Source organism: Pseudomonas sp. OE 28.3 (genome assembly GCF_014268205.2).
GTDB lineage: Bacteria > Pseudomonadota > Gammaproteobacteria > Pseudomonadales > Pseudomonadaceae > Aquipseudomonas > Aquipseudomonas edaphica.
Genome location: NZ_CP077082.1, coordinates 1714916 through 1733956, shown reverse-complemented (window position 1 = coordinate 1733956; position 19041 = coordinate 1714916). Strand labels below are relative to the sequence as shown.

20 protein-coding genes are annotated in these 19041 nt (G+C 59.6%); 14 read left to right on the top strand and 6 right to left on the bottom strand.

The genetic code is table 11. From position 1 onward, the window contains the following. Positions 1-27: 27 nt before the first annotated feature. Positions 28-1374 carry an MFS transporter gene (locus tag HU759_RS07755; RefSeq protein ID WP_017137218.1) on the bottom strand — a complete coding sequence of 449 codons (1347 nt, stop codon included), beginning with the start codon at positions 1372-1374 and terminating at the stop codon, positions 28-30. A gap of 251 nt (positions 1375-1625) precedes the next feature. Here HU759_RS07755 and HU759_RS07750 point away from each other — a divergent pair, with 251 nt between their 5' ends. Together HU759_RS07750 and HU759_RS07745 are read left to right on the top strand one after the other, a co-directional pair. After that, on the top strand, positions 1626-1991 hold the full coding sequence (locus HU759_RS07750) for a YkgJ family cysteine cluster protein (protein ID WP_170036500.1): 366 nt from the start codon (positions 1626-1628) through the stop codon (positions 1989-1991). A gap of 138 nt (positions 1992-2129) precedes the next feature. Then, positions 2130-4394, top strand: coding sequence for a bifunctional diguanylate cyclase/phosphodiesterase (locus HU759_RS07745; protein WP_099548586.1), 2265 nt, complete (start codon positions 2130-2132; stop codon positions 4392-4394). Positions 4395-4693: 299 nt separating this feature from the next. On the opposite strand, the gene HU759_RS07740 is transcribed toward HU759_RS07745, so the two are convergent. Both HU759_RS07740 and HU759_RS07735 read right to left on the bottom strand, forming a co-directional pair. Next, a complete protein-coding gene (locus tag HU759_RS07740) occupies positions 4694-5014 on the bottom strand; it encodes a DUF2288 domain-containing protein (RefSeq protein WP_017137214.1) in 321 nt (106 codons plus the stop codon). Then, the gene (locus tag HU759_RS07735) at positions 5011-5217 is read right to left on the bottom strand and encodes a hypothetical protein (RefSeq protein ID WP_138453093.1); all 207 of its coding nucleotides are present in this window, start codon (positions 5215-5217) and stop codon (positions 5011-5013) included. Before HU759_RS07735 ends, HU759_RS07740 begins: the two co-directional genes overlap by 4 nt. Before the next feature lie 137 nt (positions 5218-5354). Here HU759_RS07735 and HU759_RS07730 point away from each other — a divergent pair, with 137 nt between their 5' ends. The 5 genes from HU759_RS07730 (at position 5355) to HU759_RS07710 (ending at position 10351) form a co-directional block, all read left to right on the top strand. Beyond that, a complete protein-coding gene (locus HU759_RS07730) occupies positions 5355-6482 on the top strand; it encodes a branched-chain amino acid ABC transporter substrate-binding protein (protein WP_017137213.1) in 1128 nt (375 codons plus the stop codon). Positions 6483-6710: 228 nt separating this feature from the next. Beyond that, positions 6711-7634 carry a high-affinity branched-chain amino acid ABC transporter permease LivH gene (gene livH, locus HU759_RS07725; RefSeq protein WP_017137212.1) on the top strand — a complete coding sequence of 308 codons (924 nt, stop codon included), beginning with the start codon at positions 6711-6713 and terminating at the stop codon, positions 7632-7634. Continuing rightward, positions 7631-8884: a high-affinity branched-chain amino acid ABC transporter permease LivM gene (locus HU759_RS07720; RefSeq protein WP_017137211.1), complete on the top strand. Its 1254-nt coding sequence runs from the start codon at positions 7631-7633 to the stop codon at positions 8882-8884. The genes livH and HU759_RS07720 overlap by 4 nt, the downstream gene beginning before the upstream one ends. Next, positions 8881-9648: a high-affinity branched-chain amino acid ABC transporter ATP-binding protein LivG gene (livG, locus tag HU759_RS07715; RefSeq protein ID WP_017137210.1), complete on the top strand. Its 768-nt coding sequence runs from the start codon at positions 8881-8883 to the stop codon at positions 9646-9648. Before HU759_RS07720 ends, livG begins: the two co-directional genes overlap by 4 nt. A 1-nt stretch (position 9649) precedes the next feature. Next, positions 9650-10351: an ABC transporter ATP-binding protein gene (locus HU759_RS07710; protein ID WP_017137209.1), complete on the top strand. Its 702-nt coding sequence runs from the start codon at positions 9650-9652 to the stop codon at positions 10349-10351. Positions 10352-10401: 50 nt separating this feature from the next. Here the strand turns inward: HU759_RS07710 and HU759_RS07705 are convergent, their stop codons facing one another. Beyond that, positions 10402-11694, bottom strand: a complete 1293-nt coding sequence (locus HU759_RS07705; RefSeq protein ID WP_170036498.1) for an MFS transporter — start codon at positions 11692-11694, stop codon at positions 10402-10404. Positions 11695-11919: 225 nt separating this feature from the next. Here HU759_RS07705 and HU759_RS07700 point away from each other — a divergent pair, with 225 nt between their 5' ends. From HU759_RS07700 to HU759_RS07685, 4 genes are read left to right on the top strand one after another with little or no spacing between them, the layout of a single operon-like run. After that, positions 11920-12228: a DUF2282 domain-containing protein gene (locus HU759_RS07700; protein ID WP_017137207.1), complete on the top strand. Its 309-nt coding sequence runs from the start codon at positions 11920-11922 to the stop codon at positions 12226-12228. 23 nt (positions 12229-12251) lie between these two features. Then, complete coding sequence (locus HU759_RS07695) at positions 12252-13139, top strand: DUF692 domain-containing protein (protein ID WP_170036496.1); 888 nt, start codon at positions 12252-12254, stop codon at positions 13137-13139. Next, positions 13136-13912 carry a DNA-binding domain-containing protein gene (locus tag HU759_RS07690; RefSeq protein WP_170036494.1) on the top strand — a complete coding sequence of 259 codons (777 nt, stop codon included), beginning with the start codon at positions 13136-13138 and terminating at the stop codon, positions 13910-13912. The genes HU759_RS07695 and HU759_RS07690 overlap by 4 nt, the downstream gene beginning before the upstream one ends. Next, complete coding sequence (locus HU759_RS07685; RefSeq protein WP_017137204.1) at positions 13909-14394, top strand: DoxX family protein; 486 nt, start codon at positions 13909-13911, stop codon at positions 14392-14394. The genes HU759_RS07690 and HU759_RS07685 overlap by 4 nt, the downstream gene beginning before the upstream one ends. Here HU759_RS07685 and HU759_RS07680 read toward each other — a convergent pair. Beyond that, positions 14385-15299: a LysR family transcriptional regulator gene (locus HU759_RS07680; RefSeq protein WP_017137203.1), complete on the bottom strand. Its 915-nt coding sequence runs from the start codon at positions 15297-15299 to the stop codon at positions 14385-14387. The genes HU759_RS07685 and HU759_RS07680 overlap by 10 nt on opposite strands. A gap of 104 nt (positions 15300-15403) precedes the next feature. On the opposite strand from HU759_RS07680, the gene HU759_RS07675 reads away from it, so the two are divergent. Further along, a complete protein-coding gene (locus HU759_RS07675; protein WP_099548580.1) occupies positions 15404-16003 on the top strand; it encodes a short chain dehydrogenase in 600 nt (199 codons plus the stop codon). On the opposite strand, the gene HU759_RS07670 is transcribed toward HU759_RS07675, so the two are convergent. After that, positions 15988-16368, bottom strand: a complete 381-nt coding sequence (locus HU759_RS07670) for a hypothetical protein (RefSeq protein WP_170036492.1) — start codon at positions 16366-16368, stop codon at positions 15988-15990. The two genes, HU759_RS07675 and HU759_RS07670, sit on opposite strands and share 16 nt — an antisense overlap. Positions 16369-16550: 182 nt before the next feature. Here HU759_RS07670 and HU759_RS07665 point away from each other — a divergent pair, with 182 nt between their 5' ends. Next, entirely contained in the window at positions 16551-17222 is a 672-nt protein-coding gene (locus HU759_RS07665) for a hypothetical protein (protein ID WP_099548579.1), read from the top strand. A 106-nt stretch (positions 17223-17328) separates the two neighbouring features. Then, the gene (locus tag HU759_RS07660; protein ID WP_017137201.1) at positions 17329-18942 is read left to right on the top strand and encodes an NAD(P)/FAD-dependent oxidoreductase; all 1614 of its coding nucleotides are present in this window, start codon (positions 17329-17331) and stop codon (positions 18940-18942) included. The last annotated feature ends 99 nt before the right edge of the window (positions 18943-19041 follow it).

The following is a 19041-nucleotide window of genomic DNA, read 5'->3' as shown; positions in this document are numbered from 1 at the left end:
GCATTCCCACGCGGAGCGTGGGAACGATCAAGCTACAGCGGCAGCAGCCGGCACCTCAACCGCCCCCAACCCATCTTTCATCTTCTTGGCATCGCGCACAAAACTGCGCGAGGCCTGGAACAGAAACAGCATGGTCAAGAACAGCGCCACCGGAATCAGGTACATGGCGTCGTGCAACCCAACCGCTTTATACGCCTCGGTCATCTGCGAGGCGCCATCGGCGTACATCGCCGAATGGGCAAAATGGTCGGACAGGCCGCCCACCACCACCGGCCCCATGCCACCGCCGAGCAAGTACAACCCGGCAAAAAACAGCGCCATCGCCGTGGCGCGCAGGCGTGGCTCAACCACGTCCTGAATCGCCGTGTACACGCAGGTGTAGAAGTTATAGGCGAACAACCAGCCCACACTGAACAGCGCCACAAACACGCCAATCTCAATGCGCCCCGCGTGCAAGGCCCAGGCAGTGGTAATGGTCGAGATAATCAAGCTGCACGCGGCAAACAGCAGCCGGCCGTTGGCGACGCGCTGATGGATCTTGTCGGCAATCCAGCCGCCCAGGGTCAGGCCCACCAGCCCGGTGATGCCGACGATCACGCCGGTGGCCACCGCGGCGTCCTGCAACGGCATCAGGAAGTAACGCTGCAACATCGGCACCAAAAATGAATTGCACGCATAGGTGGCGAAGTTAAAGCACAACCCGGCCAGCACCAGCCACAGGAAGGTCGGCACCGCCAGAACGCGACGAATCGGGCGGTCGACGCGCTCCTGGGAGACTTGCACGGTTTCCGCTGCGCCGCGCTTGGGTTCCTTGATATAGAACATAAAGATCGCGAGGATCAGCCCCGGCACGGCGGCGATAAAGAACGGTGCGCGCCAGCTGTCGAACGCCTTGACCATCGCGCCAATGGTGAAGAACGCCAGCAGCAGGCCCAACGGCAGGCCCAACATGAAAATGCCCATGGCCCGGGCGCGGCGGTGGGCGGGAAACAGGTCGCCGATCAGCGAATTGGCCGCCGGCGCGTAGCTGGCTTCACCGATGCCGATGCCCATTCGCACCAGCAAAAAGGTCCAGAAGCTGCCGACCATGCCGTTGACCGCCGTCAGCCCGCTCCAGGCAAACAGGCCCCAGCCCATCAGTTTGCTGCGTGAGCCGGTATCGGCCAGGCGCCCGAGCGGCAGGCCGGCGATGGCGTAGACGATGGTGAAGGCGGTGCCGATGATACCGAGCTGGAAGTCGCTCAAGTGCCATTCCATGCGGATTGGCTCGATGATGATGGCGGGGATGGTGCGGTCGAAGAAATTGAACAGGTTGGCGAGGAACAGCAGGAACAGAATGCGCCAGGCATTCGCCGCTTGGGTCGAGTTCTGCATGGGTCCGTCTCTTTTATTGTTATGAGAGCTGCGATGCCCGATGCATCCTGCCCGGTACCTGCAACATAATCAGGCCAGGCACGCTTGTCTGTAATGATTCGTAAAGCTGATAGGGCATGATTTCACCCGCAGCGACGGGACTTTCCCTACGAAAATATAAGTTCGCGCCCCCCTTCCCAACCGCCATGGCACGGATAGAATGGCGAGCCTTCCGTAACACCCACATCCTACTTTTCTTATCGATGACGCCCATGTCCGAAGCCAGTCCGTGTCTGAGTTGCGGTGCCTGCTGTTCACACTTTCGCGTGTCTTTCTTCTGGGGCGAGTGCGCCTCATCGGGCGGCACGGTGCCCGATGACCTGGTGGTGCAGATCAACCCCACACGCGTGGCGATGATTGGTACCGACCAGAAACCCGCCAGGTGTTGCAGCCTCGAGGGTGAGGTCGGCAAGGGCACCCGTTGCACCATCTATGAACAACGCTCAAGCCCCTGCCGAGAGTTCGATGCGTCGTGGAGCCAGGGCGAGCAGAACGTCGACTGCGATAGCGCTCGCGCCGCCTTTGGCCTGCCGCCATTAGAAGCACCTTTTGAACTGGACCTGCCGATCAGCGCTTAGCATCAAACGCTATGGCGGGCATGCCAAAATGGTTGAAAGCAAAGTGCCATTATCCATGGCAAATCCCGCGCGGCTTCTATAATCGACTTCATAGGTCATCGCCGTTGGCTGTGACGTGACGCTATGACGGGGCTTGCTATGGAATGGCTGGGTCTGCATTTTTTTACCGACCTGCCAGAGAACGGGCACTTATTACTCAATTGCAGTCATAACCCTTTTCTGGTGCTACTGGCGTATCTGGTTGCTTGCGCGGCCGGCTTCGGCACGCTGGACATGGCTGAGCGCGTCGGCCATGTCGAAGACCCTACCGCCCGCCGTCATTGGCGTTGGCTGGGAGCGGGTTGCCTGGCGGGTGGCATCTGGTCGACGCACTTCATCAGCATGCTGGCCTTCCAGGCACCTATCGCCATTCATTATGAATTGATCATGACGTTCGCCTCGCTGGTGATCGCCTTGATCGCTTCACTGTTCGCCATGCAAACCCTGAGTCATACCCATCTGCGATTCCATCAATACCTGCTGGCGTCGGTATGGATGGGCCTGGGTATCGCGCTGATGCATTACGTGGGCATGTCGGCCATGCGCTCCCAGGCCGATGTGTACTTCGAGACCGACCTGTTCATGGCCTCCGTGGCGATTGCCATCGGCGCCAGCCTGGCCGCGCTGTTGCTGTCGAGCTACCTGCGCACCGGCGCCGGCGTGTTTCATCAACTGCTCAAGTACGCCGCCAGCCTGGTGCTGGGCGCGGGCATCCTCAGCATGCACTTCACCGGCATGGCGGCCATGCGGATGCTGGTACCGGCCGGTGCTGACCTGTCGTTGCCACTGGATAACAACCCGATTCAACTGGGCCTGTCGGTGGCCGTGATCACCCTGCTGGTGATTGGCAGCAGCGTCAGCGCCGCCCTCGCCGACAAAAAACTGCAGCACAAGGAGCGTGACCTGCGCCGGGTCAACGCCCTGCTCAGTGAGCTGGACCAAGCCCGTGCCTCGCTGCAACAAGTGGCGCACTTCGATGCGCTGACCAGCCTGCTCAACCGTCGCGGCTTCAACCAGATCTTTGCCGAGAAGGTCGCCGAAAAAACCGCCGGCCACGGCATGATGGCGGTGATCTTCCTCGATATCGACCACTTCAAGCGCATCAATGACAGCCTTGGCCACGATGCCGGCGACCAACTGCTCACCGTACTGGCCGGGCATATCAAGGGGTCGGTGCGCAGCCATAGCGATGTGGTCGCGCGGTTTGGCGGCGACGAGTTCTGCATCCTGATCAACATTCACCATCGCGACGAAGCGCGGCACCTGGCCCAGCGCATCATGCATAAGATGAAAGAACCAATCGAACTGGCCGGCCGGCGCATGGTGATGACCACCAGCATTGGCATCAGCCTGTTCCCCGATGACGGACTGACCTGCGAAGAGTTGCTTAAAACCGCTGACCTGGCGCTGTACCAGTCCAAGGATGCCGGTCGCAACAGCTTGAACTTCTTCAGCTCCAACCTTAAAACCCGCGCCTTCCTCGAGCTGCAACTGGAGGAGCAATTGCGCGCTGCGTTGCGCGGCCGCAATGAATTGGTGCTGTTCTACCAGCCGATCTTCGACATGAAGCTGGGCAAGGTCACCCGCCTGGAAGCACTGGTGCGCTGGCAACATCCGCAACATGGGCTGCTGGCCCCGGACCGGTTTATCGGCATCGCCGAAAACAACGGGTTGATTGCCGAACTCGACCACTGGGTATTGCGTCAGGCCTGTCACGATTTGAGCCTGCTGTCTGACCGCGGTTACACCGAGCTGACCATGGCCGTGAATTGCTCGGCCTTGAACCTGGCCCGTGACGAGCTGGCAGATGAGATCGAAGCCGCCCTGCGTTTTGCCGGGATCGCCGCCAGCCGCCTGGAACTGGAAGTCACCGAAAACGCGCTGATGGGCAATATCAGCAGCACCCTGGCGCTGTTGCGCCAGATCCGCGCCCTGGGCGTTTCGCTGGCCATTGATGATTTCGGCACCGGTTATTCATCCCTGGCCTACCTCAAGCGCCTGCCGCTCAATACCCTGAAGATAGACCGGTCGTTTATCCAGGACATTCCCAAGTCCACCGCCGATGTCGAGATCGTCCAGGCGATCATCGGCATGGCCCATACCCTGCACTTGCAGGTGGTCACCGAAGGCGTGGAAACCCAGGCGCAATTTGAACTGCTGCTCAAGCACGGCTGCGACTTTATCCAGGGTTACCTGCTGAGCCCGGCGGTGCCTTTGAGCGATGTGGTGGGTGTGATCCAGGGCATCCAGATGCGCAACCCACTCTACCCGTTCAGCATCGAGGGCAATAAGGACGCCATCGCGCCGAAGGACCCTGGTGCAGGCCGCATCGGCCCGCCGTCGATTGTCAGGCCCATTCGATGACGTCGTATCTTTGGGATTTAGCCATCATCTACTTGGATGAACGCCGACGAGCGGCCGAATCATCGGAGTACGCCGGGTACTCCTCTTGAAAAGTCAGGGTTGATCGTTCCCACGCTCTGCGTGGGAACGATCTGGCTTTGCCACACCCGGAAACAATTCCCCCGATGTTCCGCCCACTTTAAAACTGTTCCCGTGACGCTTACGTCACCGTCACCTGTGACCTTTCTCTACGGCAAGATGCCATCACGGCGCCAGCGGTTACTCGGCTACACACTTGCTCGGCAAGAAAACGCGCACCTTTATAGTGCGAGTCTTTCTTGCGCCGCCCTTTCCTGGATCAGAATCCACGGCGAAACCACGACCGCCCACAGGCTCGGATCACGCTCAACCAAGTCCAACGCCCGCGTCGCAGACACTTCGCCAAGGCTCCCTGCGGCCAGCCAACCAGCGACTTTGTCGCGGTTATCCTCGGCCATTCCTTCGGCCGCTTCGATCAAATCCAGGCCAGCGTCGACCCACAATAGGGCACCCTTGGCAAAGAACGGTTCAAGCTCCTTCCAGGAAATTTCGGCGGTTTCACCGAGCAGCTTGGCATAGAGGGTGCTAGGTTCTTGCGTCATGGGAATTCACCTGAAGAAAAAATCGGCGCAATCATAGCGTCAGGCGTCAGGCAGAAAAACCCAGTTGCAAATGAGGCACCGAACGAAAGTGTCAGGAAAGCCAAGGATTGCCCGAAACTCTGGCATAAGCCCGCCGCAATTCTGTCTTTTTCTTTCATTAAAGCGACACACCCAAGGTTTGCCCCCAGCAGCCAGCTTTTCAAGCGATGAACCGGCGCTCTACACTGTACCGGTACAGTTGCCAGGGCAATGCCGGGGGATATCCGCGATATCTGATCCGGTTCTGCAGCTCACAAGGCCGCTAGAACTATAAAAAATACAACAGTAAGAGTGGAGCACTATGAATAAGGCTACTAAGCAGATTTCCAAACTGTTTGCCGCTATGGTCCTGGCTGGGGTTGCCGGCCATTCGTTCGCAGCCGACACCATCAAGATCGGTATCGCCGGGCCTAAGACAGGTCCAGTGACGCAATACGGCGACATGCAATTCATGGGTGCCAAGCAGGCAATCGCTGACATCAACGCCAAGGGCGGTGTCGACGGCAAAATGCTTGAAGCGAAAGAATACGACGATGCGTGCGATCCAAAACAAGCCGTTGCCGTAGCGAACAAAGTGGTCAACGACGGCGTCAAGTTCGTGGTCGGTCACCTCTGCTCCAGCTCCACTCAGCCAGCGTCCGACATCTATGAAGACGAAGGCGTGATCATGATCACCCCGGCGGCTACCAGCCCGGAAATCACTTCCCGTGGCTACAAGCTGGTGTTCCGTACCATCGGCCTGGACAGCGCCCAAGGCCCAGCGGCCGGTAACTACATTGCCGACCACGTGAAGCCGAAAGTCGTTGCTGTTATCCACGACAAACAGCAGTACGGTGAAGGCATCGCCACCGCCGTCAAGCAGACCCTCGAGAAGAAAGGCGTGAAAGTCGCCCTGTTCGAAGGCATCAACGCTGGCGACAAAGACTTCGGCTCGCTGATCCAGAAGCTCAAGCAAGCCAACGTCGACTTCGTCTACTACGGCGGCTACCACCCAGAGCTGGGCTTGATCCTGCGCCAGGCCAAGGAAAAAGGCGTGAACGCCAAGTTCATGGGCCCAGAAGGTGTGGGTAACGACTCCATCTCGCAAATCGCCCAGGGCGCTTCCGAAGGCCTGCTGGTTACCCTGCCGAAATCCTTCGACACCGACCCGGCCAACAAGGCCATCGTTGAAGAGTTCACCAAGAACAAGCAGGACCCAACCGGTCCGTTCGTGTTCCCGGCCTACTCGGCCGTTGAAGTGATCGCCGGCGGTATCGCCGCCGCGAAAAGCGAAGACACCGCCAAAGTGGCTGCTGCTATCCACGCCGGCACCTTCAAGACCCCAACTGGCGACCTGAGCTTCGACGCCAAGGGTGACCTGAAGGACTTCAAATTCGTGGTCTACGAATGGCACTTCGGTAAACCAAAAACCGAAGTTTCCCCTCAGTAAGCCAGGCGTTACTGGTCCAACAAGCCCACTGTGAGAGCAGTGGGCTTTGTTTTACGAGGTTTATGGGCCATGTCACCCGCGATCCGGGCGCTGGCTCACCTGAAAATCTTAAAACCGTCACCAGCGGTTCGCTGGCAAACGCTTCGTGCAACCTGATCACAGAGCAGGGCACCGAGCCGGAAATGACTCCACCAGTGAAATGCGTATCGGGTTTTTAGGAGCGCTGTAATGCCTGAGATCTATCATTTTTTCCAAACGCTGGTTAACGGCATGACCGTTGGCAGCACCTATGCCTTGATAGCCATTGGCTACACAATGGTTTACGGCATCATTGGAATGATCAACTTCGCCCATGGCGAGGTGTACATGATTGGTTCCTACGTGGCCTTCATCGCCCTTGCCGGGCTGGCCATGCTGGGTATCCATTCCCTGCCGCTGTTGATGACCGCTGCGTTCCTGGCATCGATCGTCGTGACCAGTGCTTATGGCTACAGTATCGAGCGCGTCGCCTACCGCCCCTTGCGTGGCAGCAACCGTTTGATCCCGCTGATTTCCGCCATCGGCATGTCGATTTTCCTGCAGAACACTGTATTGCTGTCCCAGGACTCCAAGGATAAGTCCATTCCCAACCTGATTCCGGGGAGCTTCTCCTTCGGCCCAGGTGGCGCACAAGAAGTGCTGATTTCGTACATGCAGGTGCTGGTTTTCGTCGTCACCCTGGTGGCAATGCTCGGCCTGACCCTGTTCATTTCCCGCTCCCGTCTGGGGCGCGCCTGCCGGGCCTGCGCCGAAGACATCAAGATGGCCAACCTGTTGGGCATCAACACCAACAACATCATCGCCCTGACCTTCGTGATCGGTGCCGCACTCGCAGCCATTGCGGCGGTGCTGCTGAGCATGCAGTACGGCGTGATCAACCCCAACGCCGGTTTCCTGGTAGGCCTCAAGGCTTTTACCGCAGCGGTCTTGGGCGGTATCGGCAGTATTCCGGGCGCGATGCTCGGCGGGCTGGTGCTGGGTGTGGCTGAAGCCTTTGGCGCCGACGTGTTCGGCGACCAGTACAAGGACGTCGTGGCGTTCGGCCTGTTGGTTCTGGTGCTGTTGTTCCGTCCGACCGGCATCCTGGGTCGTCCGGAGGTTGAGAAAGTATGAGCAGATATCTTAAATCGGCGTTCTTCAGCGCCTTGCTGGTCTGGGCCGTGGCCTTTCCGGTACTCGGCCTCAAGCTGAGCATTGTCGGCATCAACCTGGAAGTGCATGGCACCGGTCCCGTGACCCTGACCATCATCGCCCTGTGCTCGGTGCTGATGTTCCTGCGTGTGCTGTTCACCCAGCAGGTCGGTGCGTTGCTCAAGGGCAACCGTGGCCCGTTGGTGTCGCCCAAGGTCAGCCAATTCCTGACCCTGCCGCGTACCCAGCGCTACATCATCATCGGGCTGATCGTGGCCGCGTTGATCTGGCCGTTCTTCGGCTCGCGCGGCGCCGTCGACATTGCCACCCTGATCCTGATCTACGTGTTGCTGGGCCTGGGCCTGAACATCGTAGTCGGCCTGGCCGGCCTGCTCGACCTCGGTTATGTGGGTTTCTATGCCGTGGGTGCCTACACCTACGCGCTGCTCTCGCACTACCTGGGCTGGGGCTTCTGGATCTGCCTGCCACTGGCCGGCATGGCGGCGGCCACGTTCGGCTTCCTGCTGGGCTTCCCGGTGCTGCGCCTGCGCGGTGACTATCTGGCGATCGTGACCCTGGGCTTCGGTGAAATCATCCGGCTGTTCCTGCGGAACCTCACCGATATCACCGGTGGCCCCAACGGCATCAGCAGCATCCCCAAACCGACGTTCTTCGGGCTGTCGTTCGACCGCACCGCAGCCGAAGGCATGCAGACCTTCCACGAATACTTCGGGATCGACTACAACCCGGTGAGCAAAGTGGTGTTCCTGTACCTGGTGGCGTTGTTGCTGGCATTGGCGGCACTGTTCGTGATCAACCGCCTGCTGCGCATGCCGATCGGCCGCGCGTGGGAAGCGTTGCGCGAAGATGAAATCGCCTGCCGTGCATTAGGCATGAACCCGACCGTCATCAAACTCTCGGCATTCACCCTGGGGGCAACCTTCGCCGGTTTCGCCGGCAGCTTCTTCGCCGCGCGCCAAGGCCTGGTGACCCCGGAGTCGTTCACCTTTATCGAGTCGGCGATCATTCTCGCCATCGTGGTACTGGGTGGCATGGGCTCGCAGCTGGGCGTGATCCTGGCGGCGATCGTGATGATCCTGCTGCCGGAAATGATGCGTGAGTTCAGCGAATACCGCATGTTGATGTTCGGCGCCATGATGGTACTGATGATGATCTGGCGTCCTCAAGGTCTGCTGCCGATGCAACGCCCACACATGGAGCTGCGCAAATGAGCCGCGAGATCCTGAAAGTCGAAAACTTGAGCATGCGTTTTGGCGGCTTGCTCGCGGTCAACGGCGTGGCCCTGACCGTCAAAGAGAAACAGGTTGTGGCGCTGATCGGCCCGAACGGCGCCGGCAAGACCACGGTGTTCAACTGCCTTACCGGCTTCTACAAGCCGAGCGGTGGCAGCATCCTGCTGGATGGCCAACCCATCCAGGGCTTGGCCGGTCACGAGATCGCCCGCAAGGGCGTGGTGCGTACCTTCCAGAACGTGCGCTTGTTCAAGGACATGACGGCGGTCGAAAACCTGTTGATCGCCCAGCACCGGCACTTGAACACCAACTTCTTTGCTGGCCTGTTCAAGACCCCGGCGTTCCGCAAGAGCGAGCGCGAGGCCATGGAATACGCGGCGTACTGGCTGGACAAGGTCAACCTCACCGAGTTTGCCAACCGCCCGGCCGGCACCCTGGCTTACGGCCAACAACGCCGACTGGAAATCGCTCGCTGCATGATGACCCGCCCGCGGATCCTGATGCTCGACGAACCGGCCGCCGGCCTGAACCCCAAGGAAACCGAAGACCTCAAGGCGCTGATCACGGTGCTGCGTGAGGAAAACAACGCCACGGTGCTGTTGATCGAACACGATATGAAACTGGTCATGAGCATTTCCGACCACATCGTGGTGATCAACCAGGGCACGCCATTGGCCAACGGTACGCCGGAGCAGATCCGCGACAACCCGGAAGTGATCAAAGCCTATTTGGGGGAAGCGTAAAATGCTGCAATTCGAAAACGTTTCCACTTTCTACGGCAAGATCCAGGCGCTGCACAGCGTCAACGTGGAAGTGCGCCAAGGTGAAATCGTCACGCTGATCGGCGCCAACGGTGCCGGCAAGTCGACCTTGCTGATGACCCTGTGCGGTTCACCGCAGGCCCATAGCGGCAGCATCCGCTACATGGGTGAAGAACTGGTGGGCCAGGCTTCCTCCGAGATCATGCGCAAGAGCATTGCCGTTGTGCCCGAAGGCCGTCGTGTGTTCTCGCGCCTGACGGTGGAAGAGAACCTGGCCATGGGCGGGTTCTTCACCGATAAGGGCGATTATCAGGAGCAGATGGACAAGGTGCTGCACCTGTTCCCACGGCTCAAGGAACGCTTCAGCCAGCGCGGCGGCACCATGTCCGGCGGCGAGCAGCAAATGCTCGCCATCGGCCGGGCGCTGATGAGCAAGCCCAAGCTGTTGCTGCTCGACGAGCCTTCACTGGGCCTGGCACCGATCATCATCCAGCAGATCTTCGATATCATCGAACAACTGCGCAAGGACGGTGTGACGGTATTCCTGGTGGAGCAGAACGCCAACCAGGCGCTGAAAATCGCCGACCGCGCCTACGTGCTGGAAAACGGCCGGGTGGTGATGCAGGGCACCGGGGAGCAATTGCTCACGGATCCGAAGGTGCGTGAAGCCTATCTCGGTGGCTGAGCCATTGAGGTAACAAAAAAACGGCCTTCGGGCCGTTTTTTTATCGCGGTTCAAAGCGTCGCGACCAACTCCCCCTTGCCCGCGCGCTGGCCGGCCAGCATCAATGCCCCGCCCAATAGCAACAAGCCCGCCGCCAGGAAGATATACGCGCCGTACACATCCAGCGGCGCGTCGAAATAGGCGATGACGCGCTCTGCCCTATTCAATGTCTGAGAACACACCAGCGTACCGGTCAACGAGGCGATGGCCAGTACCGGCGTGACCGTTGCGGACACACGCCCCATGTAGCCTTCAGGCACGGCTTCCTGAAGCATCGGCCCTTGCACAATCGCAAACACCGAGAAGAACAACCCACAACTGAACATCAGCGCCCAGGCCAGGTAAAACGGCGGATGCAGCGAATACGCCAGGTAACTGAACCCCATGCACAGTAACGCAAAGGTAAAGGCCTGGCGCGTGCTCAATGACTTCAACAGCGGCCGGACCAGCACGGCAGCAACCAACCCGCCGACAGGGAACGCCGCGAGAATCAGGCCGTATTCATAAGGGCTCAAGCCCAGGGTTTTGAATGCATACAAGGACAACGCGACGTTATTGACCCCCAGGGAAAACCCGTACAACGCGACACCGATCAACAACGTCCTGATCGAGGCGTGCCCCCAGGAAAACCGCAGCCCTGCGAGCACTCCACGCCAAAAGGGCAGCCGTTGTTGCTCGGCCAGCAAGGTCCGGCGCAGGCCCTGGGTAAACGCGATGCACAGGGCCGAACAGGCAAAAGCCAGCACATTTATCAGCAGTGCCAGGGCGGGGCCAACCCAGACAAATAAGGCCGGCCCAAGGGACGCCGACAACACTGAAATACCCGTCAGGGAAAACATTGCCTTGGCCGATGCCTCAACGCGTCGAGCCGTAGGGATGACCACTTGCATTATCGCCTGGCGCGACGGGTTGAAAAACTGTGCGGCCGTGCTGTTCACCAACAACAACAGCAGAACGCCGACGAACACTTGCATCGGGTCCAACCCGGCCAGTGAATAGATCACGAAAAAGATCAGGAAGTTGAGCACCCGAATCCCATCCCCCGCGATCATCACGTACAGCGGGGCCATCCGATCGACCCAAGCCCCGGCCAGTGGGGCCACCCATACACGCGGTATAGCCGAAGCCGCCACTGCCAGGCCTACGGCCATCGGCAAGAACGCACTGTCGTGAAACAGGTCAGTCACCAGCCACACAATGACGGTGCTCTCGAAAACGAACTCGCCAAACGATGAGAGGGCTTGCCCCAGCCACAGGAATGAGAAATTTCTGCTGATGAAAAAATCTGCAAAGCGGTTCTTCACAGCCAACGCTCCTTATTGGTCTTGCGCACATTCGCCCAGTGCCAGGCATTGCTTGATCCTACAGCAAGCGCATACGGGGCTTGCGAACACTAAGACTCACGGCGCCATTTGCTCGGCCTCGAAAATTTATTTATCACCTGCTGTAACGCAGCCTGATGCCCCAACTCTAGAGGGGTAAGCAAGCAAAAACGCTTCCTTACCCAACCTCACTGCTGGAGTTACACCATGACTACTAAATCCCGTTCGCTGTCCGCCGCTACCCTCGTTCTGGCCCTGGGTTCGGCCCTGAGCTTTTCCGCCCTGACCAACATGGCCCACGCTGACGAAGCGAAAATGGACAAGTGCTTTGGTGTCGCCGAAGCCGGCAAGAACGATTGCGCTGCAGGCGCCGGTACTACCTGCGCCGGTACCTCGAAAGTCAAAGACCAGGCCAACGCCTGGAAACTGGTCCCAGCCGGCACTTGCGCAAAGACCCCAAGCGCCACCTCGCCGACCGGTTTCGGCCAGGAAGCAGCCTTCACCGCCAAGTCCTGAAACCCTGCAAAACCTGAGTACTGATGATGACGCTTTTACCCCAGCACACGGTCTCACCGGCTCAGGTGCCCGGCCTCCCTTACCGGGCCGGGCTGGGGCTGAAGAACGAGCACTTTCTTGAAGTGCTCGAGACCTCGCCCGATATCGGTTTTTTTGAAGTTCACGCCGAAAACTACATGGTCGCCGGCGGCCCGTTTCATCACTACCTGGGTTTGATACGCGAACAGTACCCACTGTCATTGCATGGCGTGGGTCTGTCCATCGGCGGCGAAGGCCCGCTTAATCGTGAGCACCTGGCACGGTTGGCCACGCTGATCGAACGCTATCAACCCCACTCTTTCTCTGAACACCTGGCCTGGTCCAGCCACGGCCCGGTGTTCCTCAATGACTTGCTGCCGCTTGCCTACGACGCCGCGACCCTGGACCGGGTGTGCGAGCACATCGATCAGGTACAAAGCACCCTCAAGCGGCCGATGCTGCTGGAGAACCCCTCGACGTACCTGCAGTTCCAACGCTCGACTCTGGACGAGACGGACTTCATCAGCGAGATCATCCGGCGCACCGGTTGCGGGCTGTTGCTGGACGTCAACAACGTCTATGTGTCGTGCATCAATCATCAGCGCGATCCACTGGCCTACATCGATGCGCTACCGCTGAAGGCCGTCGGTGAGATTCATCTGGCCGGCTTTGCCGAAGACACCGACAGCCTGGGCGACCGCCTGCTGATCGATGACCATGGCGCGCCCATCGATAACGCGGTGTGGCAGCTCTATGAACAGGTGCTCAAGTACACCGGCCCGGTGGCCACGCTGATCGAGCGGGACAACCAGGTGCCCGCCTTCAGCGTGTTACACGCCGAAGCCCAACACGCCGACTGGCATCTGTCACAGGCGAAGGTATTGAAGCTATGAGCGATCAAGCTGCATTTGCCGGCGCCTTGCTCGACGCCGATCAGGCCTGCCCCGACGGATTGTTCAGCAACAACGGCGCCGACCCGGCCAGCCGTTTCGCGGTGTATCGAAACAATGTCCACAGCTCGCTGATCAACGCGCTCGCCGCCGCTTATCCGGTAACGCTGCAATTGGTTGGCGATGAATTTTTTCGCGCGATGGCCAGCCTGTACGTGCAAGCCAGCCCGCCCGACAGCCCGTTGATCAGCGATTACGGCAGCACGTTTGCCGCGTTCATCCAGGCGTTCGAACCGGCTGCGAGCGTGCCTTACCTGGCGGACGTCGCACGCCTGGAACGCCTGCGGGTGCGTGCTTATCACGCCGCGGACCGCCAGCCACTGAATCAGCAGGCCATCCTTGAACAACTGCAAGGGCCGACCGACCTGGGGCAGCTAAGCCTGCACCTGCATCCGTCCCTGGCCACCTTGAATTCACCCTACGCCGTGGTTGCGGTATGGGCCGCGCACCAGACCGAAGGCACCATTGCCACCTTGAACCCTTGGTACGCCCAAAGTGCACTGGTGTTACGCCAGGGCTTGGCGGTCAAGGTCTTCGCCATCGACAGCGGTTCGGTGGCGTTTATCAACAGCCTTGACCAGGGATCAGGCCTGGAAATGGCGGTAGAGCACGCGCTTGAAGCATCAGCCGAATTCGACCTCAACCATTGCCTGACACTGCTGATCAGCCACGACGCCATCATTCATTTGCACACAGAACAAAAGGAATCGCCATGAACACTTCCCCTACTTGCCTGGTAAAACGGACCATCGCGCTGTTCGAAAAAATCCCCTACAGCCTGATCGCATTTCTCGCACGGTTTTCCATTGCGGCGGTGTTCTGGAAGTCCGGCCAGACCAAAGTCGAAGGCTTTGCGATTGATATCATCAACGGCACCTTCCAATTGGGCGAACCCAAGCTTGCCGCTTCAACCCTGCCGCTGTTTCGCAGCGAGTACCACGTGCCCTTGCTGTCACCGGAAGTGGCCGCGCACATGGCAGCATTTGCCGAACACTTTTTCCCGGTACTGATCCTGGTGGGCTTTGCCACGCGCTTCTCGGCCCTGGCGCTGATCGGCATGACCTTGACCATTCAACTGTTCGTCTACCCCGAGGCCTACCCCACCCATGGCACCTGGATCGCGTTACTGCTGCTGTTGGTGGCCAAAGGCCCAGGTTGCCTGTCGATTGATCACCTGATCGCGCGCCGTTACCGCTGAAGGCGATCCAGGGTTTCGCCGCTGCGTCTGAACCAGTCCACCAAGTAGTCGGCCAACACTTGGGTTCGGCGCGGCAGGCCACCTTGATAAGGATGAACCAGGTACATCGGCATGCTGCGCGTTTGATAATCACGCAGCAGCCAGCGCAAGCGCCCGTCGGCCAGTTCTGCCGGTAACACGTAGGACGGCAGGCGGGCGATGCCGGCGCCCACCAAGGCGGCTTTTTTCAACAGGTTGTAGTGGTTGGAAGCGAAGGTACCGCTGACCCGCACCCGCAGCAGTTCATGTTGCTGGTGGTACAACCACTCCTCACGCCCGCTGTAATGGCTGTTGAGCAGACAGGTGTGCGCGGCCAGATCCGCAGGCGTCAGCGGTTCGCCATGCTGCGCAAGGTAGGCCGGGCTGGCGCAGGTCATTTCATGCCAGGCCAACAGTGGCTTGGCCACCAGCCGCTCGTTATCCATCGCCCCCATGCGCACGCCCAAATCGAAGCCATCACGCGCCAGGTCGCGGTAGCTGTTGTTCAGTTCCAGCTCGATCTGAACCTGCGGGTATTGCTGGGTGAACTCCAGCAACAAGCCATCGAAGAAGGTTTCCCCCAGCGACACCGGAACCGTCATACGCACTGGGCCAGCCAGATCGTCCTTGAGCCGCGCCAACGCCTGACGGGCGCGCTCCACCTGGTCCACCAGCGCCTGAGCCTGGGGCAACAACGCCGCACCGGCGGCGGTCAGGCTGAGCTTGCGAGTGGTACGGTGCAATAACACCACCGAAAACTGCGCTTCCAATTGGCTGATGCGCTTGGACAATTGGCCCTTGCTGCAGCCCAATTGCTCCGCCGCCAGGGTAAAACTGCCCGCCTCGATCAGCACGGCAAAGGCCGCCAGGTCATCCATTTCGCTCATAGATTGTTTCCAATTGAAAACCAAAGGTTGCCTATTAGCGCGTTTATCCACTTAAAAAGCCATCCTAGACTGAAACCTCACTTAATCCCCGGAGGAACAGCACGATGAAAATCCTATTGATTGGTGCCAGCGGCACGGTCGGCTCAGCGGTCAAGGCGGAACTGGCGCAGCGTCACGAGGTGATCAGCATCGGCCGCAGCGGCGGCGACTTCCAGGTGGATATCAGCGACAGCGCATCGATCCGCAAACTGTTTGAGCAGACCGGCAAGTTCGACGCGTTGGTCTGCGCGGCAGGCAGTGTGAATTTTGTGGCACTGGGTGAGATGAGCGAAGCCGACTTTGAACTGGGCCTGCGGGACAAGCTGATGGGCCAGGTCAACCTGCTGCTGATCGGCCGCGACTACGCTAACGACGGTGCCTCGTTCACCTTTACCAGCGGCATTCTGAACCGCGATCCGATCCGCACCGGCGCTTCTGCCGCATTGGTCAACGGCGCATTGGATGCCTTCGTCAAGGCGGCGGCGATCGAATTGCCGCGCGGCTTGCGCATCAACTCGGTGAGCCCGACCGTCTTGCTCGAAGCCATGGGCAGCTACGCGCCGTACTTCCGCGGCTACAAACCGGCTCCGGGTGCCGATGTAGCACTGGCCTACGCGAAAAGTGTCGAAGGCTTACAGACTGGTCAGACCTACATCGTGGGTTGAGTGGCGCTTGCCTCACGCGAGAACTGAGACATCCACTCGATCACCAGTGCGCGCGGGGCAACAAAACTGAACTGCCCACCCAGCTCACTTTGAACCATGGCGGTACTGAGCTGATAGCCGTCGACATAAAGTGTCAGGTGCTTCTTGTAGGCAAGCAACGTAAGGGATTTCGCTCTTGCCTTCGCCTCAGGAGTTAACGTGACATTCACCTCAACGTAGGCCGGATCAGGGTTTTCGGCCTTTTTCAGCGTCACCGAGATGTCGGTGAAATCACTGGCTGACGAGAGGACGAACCGGATGGGCTCGTCTGACAAGGCAGCGCCTGCCCAGAGCAAAAGAACGCAAATACTCCATTTGATACTCATCACGGCCCCCTACCAAAAACGCCGACACTCTCACGGCTCTCCAATCTTCACTATAGGAAACATCCCTATTAGTAACGCCTGCGCTGCCATCGTCCAGGGAACAGATTATTCAAACTGTGTCCCGAGCTTGTGATGCGGCGCCACCCTGCGTAACGTGGCGGCACTAGTTTGGAGACCCAATAATGCGCGCCGCCCGTACCCTTGCTCTGTTTGCCCTGCTGCCCCTCTTCACCGCTTGCCAGATGTTCGAGAGCGAGCCGGCCAAACCGTCTACCGTCGGGCTGACCCGCATGCAGGGTGAGCTCACGGCAGTGGGCGACAAACTGCTGTTCCAGCCGTGCGGCGACAAACGCAACTACGTGGTCAATGACACCGGCGGCACCAGCGTCTTGCAGGAAGCCGCGTCCCTGGCCGGCCAGCAAGGCGTGCTGTTTGCCGATTTACGCGGCAAGTTTTCCGGGGTGGCCAGCGGCACCCAGGGTTCGGTCGACCTGCAACAACTGTATCGTGTAGAACGCTCGACCTCGGCCTGTAACGACCCGGACTTCAAACGCATGATTCTGCGGGCCAATGGCCATAAACCGGCCTGGGCGATGAGCGTAACGGCCAAGGGCATGGTGCTGGAACGCGAGGGCCAGCCGCCACTGGCGGTGCCTTTTGTCGAAGAGCAACTGGGTGACGGCCGTTTCAACCTGATGACCGAAGCCAATAACCAGCACATCGAACTGTGGGTAGCCCCACAACGCTGCATCGATGCCGCCAGCGGGAGCTTGCAACACATGACCGCCGAGTTGCGGGTCAATGGCCAGGTCCAGCGCGGTTGTGCATCATTCGGCGGCTCGCGGGACGACTGATTCAGCCTTGGGCTGTTTTAACATGACGGGAATCAGCCTTTGGGGCTTATAATCGCCGGTTTGCAAAACAGCCGGCATCGAAGCCCGCCGCCCACCGGATCCTGTCATGTTACGAATCACCGAACTCAAGCTGCCCATCGACCATCCCGAAGAAGACCTGCGGCCTGCCATCGTGCAGCGCCTGGGCATCGCCAGTGATGACCTGCTCGACTTCACCCTGTTCAAACGCAGCTACGACGCGCGCAAGAAATCGTCGGAGCTGTGCTTCATCTACACCATCGATCTGAACGTAAAGGGCGAAGCCGCCCTGCTGCTCAAGTTCGCCGATGACCGCAACATCAACCCGGCACCGGACGTCAGCTACAAAGTGGTGGGCCAGGCGCCGCGAGGCCTGGTTGAACGGCCGATCGTGGTGGGTTTCGGCCCCTGCGGCATTTTCGCCGGGCTGTTGCTTGCGCAGATGGGCTTCAAGCCGATCATCCTCGAACGCGGCAAGGAAGTGCGCCAGCGCACCAAAGACACTTGGGGCCTGTGGCGCAAAAGCGTGCTCAACCCCGAGTCCAATGTGCAATTTGGCGAAGGCGGTGCCGGGACCTTTTCCGACGGCAAACTCTACAGCCAGATCAAAGACCCGAAGTTCCACGGTCGCAAAGTGCTGCACGAGTTCGTCAAGGCCGGCGCGCCGGAAGAAATCCTCTACGTCAGCAAGCCGCACATTGGCACCTTCCGCCTGACCGGCGTGGTGGAAAACATGCGCGAGCAGATCATCGCTCTCGGTGGTGAAGTGCGTTTTGAGCAGCGCGTCACTGATGTGCTGATCGAAGATGGCCAGTTGAACGGCGTGGTCGTCGACGGCGGCGAGCAGATCCTCTCCAAGCACGTGATTCTGGCCCTGGGCCACAGCGCCCGCGACACCTTCCGTATGCTGCACGGCCGTGGCGTGTACATGGAGGCCAAACCATTCTCGGTGGGCTTCCGTATCGAACACCCGCAGTCACTGATCGACGCAGCGCGCCTGGGCAAATACGCCGGGCACCCGAAACTGGGCGCCGCCGACTACAAACTGGTACACCACGCCAAGAACGGCCGTTCGGTCTACAGCTTCTGCATGTGCCCGGGCGGCACCGTGGTGGCGGCGACTTCCGAGCCGAACCGCGTGGTCACCAATGGCATGAGCCAATATTCACGCAACGAGCGCAACGCCAACTCCGGCATCGTGGTCGGCATCACGCCTGAGGTGGATTACCCAGGCGGACCGCTGGCCGGTATCGAGTTGCAGGAGCGCCTGGAGTCTCACGCCTACATCCTCGGCGGCAGCAACTACGAGGCGCCGGCGCAGCTGGTGGGTGATTTCATCGCTGGTAAGCCGTCCACCGCCATTGGCAGTGTGGAACCGTCCTACAAGCCGGGGGTGGCCCTGGGCGACCTGGCGCTGGCATTGCCGGACTTCGCCATTGAGGCGATTCGTGAAGCGCTGCCGGCGTTCGAGAAACAGATCAAAGGTTACTCGCTGCACGATGCGGTACTGACCGGTATTGAGACCCGCACCTCGTCGCCACTGCGCATTACCCGTAACGAGTCGATGCAGAGCCTGAACGTAAAAGGTTTGTTCCCGGCCGGTGAAGGCGCAGGTTACGCCGGTGGCATCCTGTCGGCGGGTGTTGACGGAATTCGGATTGCCGAGGCGTTGGCGCGGGATATGCTGGGTATAGAAGCTTAAGCACTTCTTACAGCCAACCCGGATCAAATGTGGGAGCTGGCTTGCCTGCGATAACGGAGTGTCAGTCGCCGAATTTCTCGACTGAACCACCGCCATCGC

Excerpts from the sequence above, each read along its gene's own strand:
- HU759_RS07755 (WP_017137218.1), bottom strand. The coding sequence starts at position 1,374 with ATGCAGAACTCGACCCAAGCGGCGAATGCCTGGCGCATTCTGTTCCTG.
- HU759_RS07750 (WP_170036500.1), top strand. The coding sequence starts at position 1,626 with ATGTCCGAAGCCAGTCCGTGTCTGAGTTGCGGTGCCTGCTGTTCACAC.
- HU759_RS07745 (WP_099548586.1), top strand. The coding sequence starts at position 2,130 with ATGGAATGGCTGGGTCTGCATTTTTTTACCGACCTGCCAGAGAACGGG.
- HU759_RS07740 (WP_017137214.1), bottom strand. The coding sequence starts at position 5,014 with ATGACGCAAGAACCTAGCACCCTCTATGCCAAGCTGCTCGGTGAAACC.
- HU759_RS07730 (WP_017137213.1), top strand. The coding sequence starts at position 5,355 with ATGAATAAGGCTACTAAGCAGATTTCCAAACTGTTTGCCGCTATGGTC.
- livH (WP_017137212.1), top strand. The coding sequence starts at position 6,711 with ATGCCTGAGATCTATCATTTTTTCCAAACGCTGGTTAACGGCATGACC.
- HU759_RS07720 (WP_017137211.1), top strand. The coding sequence starts at position 7,631 with ATGAGCAGATATCTTAAATCGGCGTTCTTCAGCGCCTTGCTGGTCTGG.
- livG (WP_017137210.1), top strand. The coding sequence starts at position 8,881 with ATGAGCCGCGAGATCCTGAAAGTCGAAAACTTGAGCATGCGTTTTGGC.
- HU759_RS07710 (WP_017137209.1), top strand. The coding sequence starts at position 9,650 with ATGCTGCAATTCGAAAACGTTTCCACTTTCTACGGCAAGATCCAGGCG.
- HU759_RS07700 (WP_017137207.1), top strand. The coding sequence starts at position 11,920 with ATGACTACTAAATCCCGTTCGCTGTCCGCCGCTACCCTCGTTCTGGCC.
- HU759_RS07695 (WP_170036496.1), top strand. The coding sequence starts at position 12,252 with ATGATGACGCTTTTACCCCAGCACACGGTCTCACCGGCTCAGGTGCCC.
- HU759_RS07690 (WP_170036494.1), top strand. The coding sequence starts at position 13,136 with ATGAGCGATCAAGCTGCATTTGCCGGCGCCTTGCTCGACGCCGATCAG.
- HU759_RS07685 (WP_017137204.1), top strand. The coding sequence starts at position 13,909 with ATGAACACTTCCCCTACTTGCCTGGTAAAACGGACCATCGCGCTGTTC.
- HU759_RS07680 (WP_017137203.1), bottom strand. The coding sequence starts at position 15,299 with ATGAGCGAAATGGATGACCTGGCGGCCTTTGCCGTGCTGATCGAGGCG.
- HU759_RS07675 (WP_099548580.1), top strand. The coding sequence starts at position 15,404 with ATGAAAATCCTATTGATTGGTGCCAGCGGCACGGTCGGCTCAGCGGTC.
- HU759_RS07670 (WP_170036492.1), bottom strand. The coding sequence starts at position 16,368 with ATGAGTATCAAATGGAGTATTTGCGTTCTTTTGCTCTGGGCAGGCGCT.
- HU759_RS07665 (WP_099548579.1), top strand. The coding sequence starts at position 16,551 with ATGCGCGCCGCCCGTACCCTTGCTCTGTTTGCCCTGCTGCCCCTCTTC.
- HU759_RS07660 (WP_017137201.1), top strand. The coding sequence starts at position 17,329 with ATGTTACGAATCACCGAACTCAAGCTGCCCATCGACCATCCCGAAGAA.